Source organism: Streptomyces sp. NPDC005492 (assembly GCF_040605995.1).
Lineage (GTDB): Bacteria > Actinomycetota > Actinomycetes > Streptomycetales > Streptomycetaceae > Streptomyces.
The window spans coordinates 44,401-51,134 of record NZ_JBEXDX010000057.1 but is presented as its reverse complement, the minus strand read 5'-3'; the positions used below and the strand labels follow the sequence as shown (position 1 = coordinate 51,134).

The following is a 6,734-nucleotide window of genomic DNA, read 5'->3' as shown; positions in this document are numbered from 1 at the left end:
AGCGGTCCGGGAAGCCGGTGGTCTGCCGCCAGGTGATGCCCCGCTCCCGCCAGACGACCTCGGACGGGATGAACAGGTTGACCAGCAGGCCGAGTTCGTCGTGTGTGTAGATCGTGTCGGCGAACTTGGCCTGCGTCTCCATGCCGGTGCCGTGGTCGCACGAGAAGTTGTCGTAGTCCGTGGAGTACACGTCCGGATCCGCGCCCATGAACGAGGGCTGGCGCTTGAACGAGCCGGGTGCCAGACCCGTGTAGTAGATGTTGAAGCCGTGCTCCGAGTCCGGGTCCTGCTCGCCCAGCATCTGGTTGAACAGCACGCGTTCGTAGAAGTCGAGCAGCTCCGTGCGGTCCGGCGTGTGCAGGTGCAGCAGCCGGGTCAGCTTGAGCATGTTGTAGCTGTTGCAGTTCTCGCAGGTGTTGTCGGACAACTGCCCTGCCACGACGTCCGGTTCGTGGAAGGCCTCGCCGTTGCTGTTTCCGCCGATGACGTACGAGTGGTGCCCGGTGACGATCTCCCAGAAGTTCGCGGCGATGGTCCGGTACCGGTCGGGCAGGCCCTCCTCCCACAGCCGCAGCGCACCGACCATCTTCGGGATCTGGGTGTTGGCGTGCAGTCCGGCGAGCCGGTCCTCGTTGCGGGCGAGGGGATCGAAGACGCGGGCGTGGGTGAAGCGTTCGGCCACGTCGAGCCAGACGCCGTCACCGGTGAGGGAGTGCAGATCGGCGAGCACGTCGTTCATCCCGCCGAACTCGGTCTCCAGCACCCGCTGCATCTGCTCGTACGACAGCCTCGCGGTCCGCGCGTCGACCCAGCGCGCCTGCTGGAGCACGACGTCCAGGGCCTGCTCGTTCCCGGCCAGCCGGTACTGCTCGACGAGCCCCGCCATGATCTTGTGGATCGTGTAGTACGGCGCCCACACCCCGGTCCCGGCCTCCAGCCGGTCGAAGAAACTCTCCGGGAACGCGGACAGGTATCCCGCGCCGAAACCGGCTGCGGAGGAAGCCTTCTGACACTTCGCCAGCTCGGCTACGAGTGCGCGCCCCTTGGAACGCAGCGCCCTGTCACCGGTGTTGGCGTACGCGAGGGCGAGTCCGGAGAGCAGATGCCCGGTGGAGTGGCCGCGTAGTTCCACGTCCGGCCCCTCCCACCCACCGCAGGGCTGGGCGTCGCTGGGCAGGCCGACGTTGGTGCGGAAGGTGTGCAGCAACCGGTCGAGGTCGACGAAGCGCAGATAGGCCGAGTTGCGGCGCTGGTTGTCCCGGAACGGACTGTCCAGCAGGGTCACGGCGGTGAGCGGGAAGGGGCGGGTGCGGGTGGTGGCGGCTCGGGGTGCGGCGTGGGCGGTTCCGCCGCCGGTGACGGCGAGGGCCGCCGAGGTGGCACCTGCGGCGGCGAGCAACTGACGTCTGCCCAGGGGTGGGGTCATCACCAAATCCTTCGCATGCCGAGGGGTTGGGGTTGCCGTTGCCGGTGCGGATCAGGTGTCGCTGTTCAGCAGCAGGGCGTGCAAATCGGCCGCCCGCCCGGCCAGTTGTTCCGCCTGGCCGGCCTCGGCGCGGGTGCGCGGCCGGGGCAGGGTGATGTCGAGGACCGTACGGATTCGGCCGGGGCGGGGAGTGAGTACCACCACCCGATCGGCGAGCAGCACCGCCTCGTCGACGGAGTGGGTGACGAGGACGACGGTCGACGGATGCTCGCGGTGCGTCCGCTGCAACTCGGCGCACAACTCGTCCCGGGTGAGCGCGTCGAGCGCGGAGAACGGCTCGTCCATCAGCAGCACCCGGGGCCGCCGCATGAGCGACCGGCACAGCGCCACCCGCTGCTGCATCCCGCCGGACAGCTCGTGCGGCAGCCGCCGCTGGAAGCCGTCCAGGCCCATCGTCCCGATCAGCTCCAGCGCAAGTTTCCGCGCGCCGTTGCGCCGCTCGCCGGCGATCTCCGCAGGCAGCAGCACATTGTCCAGTACCGACCGCCACGGCAGCAGCGCCGGACGCTGGAAGAGGACGGCGCAGTCGGGGCGCGGCCCGGTGACGGCACGGCCGCCCACCATGACCTCTCCCCGCGTCGGCGGTACCAGCCCGGCGATCAGCCGCAGCAGCGTCGACTTCCCGCAACCGGAACGCCCGACGACCGCCACGAACTCACCGTCGGCGGCCTCCAGATCGATGCCGTGAAGCGCTTCGACGGAACCCCGCCGATGCGTGAACTCCTTGGAAACGCCCCGTAATTGGATCACGCGTCGACTCCCGTCGGCCGCCGTGCGCGGAGTACCGAAAATCGCTCTGCTGGATTGTGGCATACCCGCGTACGCTTTTCCGGATCGCGACCCCGGCGATAACCCCCACCGACTGCCGTCGTCCCCCACCCATTCCCCCACAGGCGAGGTCGCATGATCCGCTCGAACCGTACGGCCACGGTGCTCTGCGCGACGCTCACGCTCCTGGCTGCCGCTGCCTGCGACTCCAACTCGGGCTCGAATACCAAGAGTTCGGCCAAGGACCACATCACCTACGTCACCGCCTTCGGCGCGGCGGGACGGGACGCCTTCGCCTGGGTGGCCGAGCAGAAGGGCTATTTCCGGGACGCCGGAATCGACGTACAGATCGAACTCGGAAAAGCCGCCGGAGAGAACCTCAAGGCCCTCGCCTCCGGAAAGGCGCAGTTCACGACCCTCGACCTGACGGGCGCGATGATTTCCGCCGGAGCCAAGAACTCCACGGCCTATCGCGACTTCCGCGCCGTGCTCGCCGTCCATCAGCGCACCCTGGTCTCCATCATGGCGATGCAGGGCTCGGGCATCGCCACCCCGAAGGACCTCAAGGGCAAGCGGATCGCGGCCGCCGCCAACTCCGTGAACCAGATGCTCTTCCCCGGCTATGCCAAGCTCGCCGGCATCGACACCACCGGCGTCCGCTGGATCGCCGTCCAGCCCGTCCAGTTGGGCCCGGCCCTCGCCAGCGGAAAGGCCGACGCGCTGAGCACGTTCCTCATCGGCCGGCCCACCATCGAGAAGGCCACCGTGCAGGCCCGGTCGAAGCATGTCGTGGTGTTCCCCTACAGCACCTACCTGCCCGACCTGTACGGCAACGCGACCGTCACCTCGGCCTCCCTCGCCGCGAAGAGCCCGGACCTGGTCAAGCGCTTCCGCACCGCGCTGCTCAAGGGGCTGAAGTACACGATCCAACACCCCGACGAGGCAGGGAAGTTGCTGCATTCCAAGCATCCGGAGACGGACGCCGCCGCCGCGACGGCGGAGATCAAGCTCATGACCCCGTCCGTGACAGCCGAGGGCACGGAGAGCATCGGCCTGATCACCGAGGCACGGATGCAGCGGGCCATCACCAGCCTGCAGAGCGCCGGTGTCATCCAGCCCGGGATGACACCGCAGAACGTCGTCGACTTCGCCGCCATGAAGGCGAGTTGACGGCCGTGGAGACCCCGCTCTCGTACGTCTTCGACAACGACCACCCCGAAGCCGTCGACCGGCACGGCCAACTCCCCGCCATCCTGGACGAGTTCACCATCTCGCGGCTCTCCTCCCTCGGCGACCTGACCGGCCTGCGCTGTCTGGAGACCGGCGCCGGGGGCGGCAGCATCGCCACCTGGCTCGACCGGGCGACGGGACCGACGGGGCGGGTGCTGGCCACCGATGTCAACACCCGTCATCTGCCGCCGAGTCCGCCGTACGACGTGCTCGTGCACGACCTGGAGAGCGAACCGGTGCCGGACGGTCCCTGGGACCTGATCCATGCCCGGCTGGTGCTGCTGCACCTGCCCGGACGCGAGACCGTGCTGCAAAGGCTCGCGGAAGCCCTCGCACCCGGTGGCGCACTGGTGGTGGAGGACTTCGAGACGACCTTCCGCAAGCTGGTGCTGGCCGCCCCCACTCCACGTGCCGCCCACCTGGTCGACCGCTACCACGAGTTGCTCGTCGAACGCGTGCTGCCCGCCCACGGCAACGACCCGACCTGGGCGGGACGCGTGCCCGCCGCCATGCTGGACGCGGGCCTCACCGACATCGACACCGTGATCCACTCCCGGTCCTGGCCGGGCGGCACCCCGGGCGCGCTGCTGATCGGCGCGAACATCGCCCAGGCGCGGGATGACTTCCTGGCGGCGGGCATGACCGCGGCCGAACTGGACGAGCTGAGCCGACTGGTCGCCGACCCCCGGCTCCTGCTGCGCGGCCACTTCACCTACTCGACCATCGGCCGCAGGCCCCAGGCGTGAGACGCGTCCTCGCGGCGGGACCGCCGGTCCTCGCCGCCGTGTGCGCCCTCGCCGGATGGTGGCTGGTGACGGTCGCCTTCGGCATCCGGCCGTTCCTGCTGCCGTCGCCACCCGACGTCGTCCACGCCTTCGACCGGCTGCCGGGCTATCTGCTCCGGCAGACCTGGCAGACGTTCACCGAGACGGCCGTCGGCTTCGGTCTCGCCGTCGGCGCGGGACTCGCGACCGCTGTACTGCTCACCGCCTCCCGCGGTGTGGAACGCGCGGTCATGCCGCTGCTGGTCGCCGTGAACGCCGTACCGAAGATCGCGGTGGCACCGCTCCTCGTGGTCTGGCTCGGCTTCGGCACGGCACCGAAAGTGTTCATGGTGGCCCTGCTCGCCTGGTTCCCCGTGGTCGTGTCGGCGATGGCCGGACTGACCTCGGTCCCCCTGGAGCTGACCGAGCTGGCCCACTCCCTCACCGCCTCCCGCTGGCAGACCTACCGCAAGCTGCGCATCCCCTGGGCCCTGCCCCAGGTCTTCACCGGCCTGCGCCTCGGCGTCACCCTGGCCGTCGTCGGCGCGGTGGTCGGCGAGTTCGCGGGCGGTGACCAGGGCCTCGGCTACGTCATCGTGGCCTCCGGCGGCAACGCCGACACCCCCCTCGCGTTCGCCGCGATGGCCCTGCTCAGCGCCATGAGTGTGCTGCTCTTCTACGCGGTCGTCCTCGCCGAGCGGGCACTGCTGCCCTGGGCCCGCGAGATCACCGGCTGAGCCAGCCCCGCGCGACTCCAGCCGGTAACCACTGCGTTTCGGACGTTAATTTCCGCGCCCAAAGGGTTGGCGGGAAACCATCCCCTCGTTATCGTTCACGCACTTCACTCAATCGTTCGGCTGAACGAATAGCTGAACGGATAGCGACAAGGACGGTCGGTACATGTCCGACATCCACCACCCGGGACGCCGGTCGGTGCTCGCCGCGGGCGTCGCCTCGGCCGTGGCGCTCGGCGGGTCCTGGCTGCTGACCGGCTGTACCGGGGCGGCGGCCGCCCCCGTCCTGCCGGCCGCCGCCCGGAAGGGCGCCCCCGACCGAGGCGGCACCCTGCGCATCGCCCGGCCGCCCGCCTCCGACGCCGAGACGCTCGATCCTGCAAGCTCGCTGTCGGCGTACGAATACCTGGGCGCCCTCTACAACCGGCTCGTCCGCATCGGCGCGGACGGCGAACTGGCACCCGACCTCGCCGAGTCCTGGGAGCCCGACGCCAAGGCCCGCACCTGGACCTTCCACCTCCGCAAGGGCGTCACCTTCCACAACGGCCGCGCCTTCACCTCAGCCGACGCCGCCTACACGCTGCGCCACATCCTCGACAAGGCGACTGCCTCGCCGCAGGCCGCCGTGCTCGCCCCGCTCATCGACCCGGCGAAGCTGGGCACGCCCGACGCCCACACCCTCGTGGTCCCGCTGAAGACGCCGAACGCCGAGTTCCCGAGCCTCCTGACGCACTACAACTGCTACGTCGTCCCGGACGGCAGCGCGAAGTCCGTCGGCCGCACCGGCATCGGCACCGGCCCCTTCAAGCTGGAGTCGTTCGCACCGGCGGGCCCCGGCCGCGTCACCGCGTACAAGGACCACTGGGCGGGCCGCCCGGTGCTCGACGCCATCGCCTTCTACTCGGTCGCCGACATGTCGGCCCGCTCAAACGCCTTGCTCGCAGGGCAAGTTGACCTGCTCTCGCAGACCAACCTCGACTTCGCGACCGCCCGCGTGGTCGCCGCCTCCGACCGCGCCACCATCGCCCGCGTGAAGAACGCCCAGTGGTACGTCCTCCCGATGCTCACCACCGAGAAGCCCTTTACCGACGTGCGTGTCCGCCAGGCCATGAAGCTCGCCTACGACCCCGAGCACGTGGTGAAGGTCGCCCTCCAGGGCGCGGGCACCGCCGGCTGGGACAACCCCGTACCCCCGAGCGACCCCGCGCACATCACCGCACACCCGAAACACGACCCGGAACAGGCCAAGTACCTGCTGAAGCAGGCCGGTCACGAAGGCCTGGCCATGGACCTCTACACCTCGTCCTACGACCCGCTGTTCACACCGATGGCCCTCGCCTACCAGGACTCCGCGAAGCGGGCCGGCATCCGGATCAGGGTCAAGACGGCCTCCGCGGACTCCTACTACACCCAGATCTGGATGAAGAAGCCGCTGATGGCCACCTACTGGTTCACCGGCCGCCCCGTCGACCAGCTCTTCACCCAGATCTTCCGCAGCGGCTCCTCCTACAACGAGACCGCGTGGTCCGACAAGGACTTCGACGCCGTGCTCGACCGTGCCCGCGCCGAGCTCGACGACACCAAGCGGCGCGAACTGTACGGCCAGGCACAGCAGTTGGTGATCGAGAAGGGCGGGGCGATGACCCCGATGTTCGCCGACCGGCTCGTCGGCATCTCCCGCAAGGTACGCGGATACGCCGAGTACGGCTTCGAGTTCGACTATCTGGGCATCGGCCTGAAGGGAGCCTGACC

General features: G+C 69.4%; 6 protein-coding genes. 4 read left to right on the top strand and 2 right to left on the bottom strand.

Annotation, left to right across the window (positions count from 1 at the left end; genetic code table 11):
• Together ABZT04_RS41020 and ABZT04_RS41015 are read right to left on the bottom strand one after the other, a co-directional pair.
• A partial coding sequence (locus tag ABZT04_RS41020; RefSeq protein WP_356064411.1) for a glycoside hydrolase family 127 protein occupies positions 1 to 1,426 on the bottom strand: 1,426 nt, incomplete at its 3' end.
• 51 nt (positions 1,427 to 1,477) lie between these two features.
• On the bottom strand, positions 1,478 to 2,236 hold the full coding sequence (locus tag ABZT04_RS41015) for an ABC transporter ATP-binding protein (RefSeq protein ID WP_356064408.1): 759 nt from the start codon (positions 2,234 to 2,236) through the stop codon (positions 1,478 to 1,480).
• A 153-nt stretch (positions 2,237 to 2,389) separates the two neighbouring features.
• On the opposite strand from ABZT04_RS41015, the gene ABZT04_RS41010 reads away from it, so the two are divergent.
• From ABZT04_RS41010 to ABZT04_RS40995, 4 genes are all read left to right on the top strand, one after another.
• Positions 2,390 to 3,424: an ABC transporter substrate-binding protein gene (locus ABZT04_RS41010; protein WP_356064405.1), complete on the top strand. Its 1,035-nt coding sequence runs from the start codon at positions 2,390 to 2,392 to the stop codon at positions 3,422 to 3,424.
• A 5-nt stretch (positions 3,425 to 3,429) separates the two neighbouring features.
• Positions 3,430 to 4,230 carry a methyltransferase domain-containing protein gene (locus tag ABZT04_RS41005; RefSeq protein ID WP_356064402.1) on the top strand — a complete coding sequence of 267 codons (801 nt, stop codon included), beginning with the start codon at positions 3,430 to 3,432 and terminating at the stop codon, positions 4,228 to 4,230.
• Positions 4,227 to 4,985, top strand: coding sequence for an ABC transporter permease (locus ABZT04_RS41000; protein WP_356064399.1), 759 nt, complete (start codon positions 4,227 to 4,229; stop codon positions 4,983 to 4,985). Before ABZT04_RS41005 ends, ABZT04_RS41000 begins: the two co-directional genes overlap by 4 nt.
• Positions 4,986 to 5,148: 163 nt before the next feature.
• Positions 5,149 to 6,732, top strand: a complete 1,584-nt coding sequence (locus ABZT04_RS40995) for an ABC transporter substrate-binding protein (RefSeq protein WP_356064396.1) — start codon at positions 5,149 to 5,151, stop codon at positions 6,730 to 6,732.
• The last annotated feature ends 2 nt before the right edge of the window (positions 6,733 to 6,734 follow it).